This is a genomic window from Desulfosporosinus sp. OT (assembly GCF_000224515.1).
GTDB lineage: Bacteria > Bacillota > Desulfitobacteriia > Desulfitobacteriales > Desulfitobacteriaceae > Desulfosporosinus.
Genome location: NZ_AGAF01000197.1, coordinates 1 through 769, shown reverse-complemented (window position 1 = coordinate 769; position 769 = coordinate 1). Strand labels below are relative to the sequence as shown.

Genomic DNA, 769 nt, shown 5'->3' with positions numbered 1-769 from the left:
TACGACCACCGGAGAAATGGATTGGCATTGATTGAGGGGACGCTCTCATGAAATCCGGTGGGATACTTTTAGATACTGCGCAATGTCTAAACATTAAACACGACACATCTTAAGGAGGTGAAGGACGACTCACGCGAACGTCCTATACTGGAAAGAGAAAAAACCGAAAAGTCCAATCATCTAGACTTAAAGAAACTAGACTTAAAGAAAAAAAGTTTCAAATTTGAGAGGAGATATTCACAACATGAAAAAGACTAAAAAAGCCTTGGCATCCTTAGCAATCGCAGGTATGGCAATGACCATGATACCCTTTAACGCCTTTGCAAATACGACCGTCCCAACGCGCTTAGCGGGTATAACGGCAGAACAAACCGCCGTAGCCATTGCGGATCAAACAGGTTATACCGGCACAGCAATTCTCGCCTCATCCGCTTCTTATGGTGCCTCTGATGCCTTGACGGCAGGCCCACTCGCTGCATTCTTAAACGCTCCGATTCTTTTACAAGGCGCGGGAGCGACTCTGAATGCCGATACAAAAGCTGAACTCACAAAACTTAATGTTACGAAGGTTTATGTCACCAGTGGAACGGCAGTCATCAGCCAAGGAGTCATTGATGAATTAAAAGGTATGGGTATTACTGTTGAGTCCCTCGGCGGCGTTGACCGTTTCGAAACATCTGTAAATATCGCTAAGAAAATGGTTGAACTGGGCGCTCCTGTGACTAAAGTCGCAGTTGCTTACGGTTGGTTGAACCAAGATGCGCTGTCT

General features: G+C 45.6%; 1 protein-coding gene. It reads left to right on the top strand.

All coding sequences use genetic code 11. The annotated features are described in order from the left end of the window. Positions 1-244 precede the first annotated feature (244 nt). Positions 245-769 (top strand): cell wall-binding repeat-containing protein (locus tag DOT_RS18925; RefSeq protein WP_009621369.1); only part of this gene is annotated, 525 nt, incomplete at its 3' end.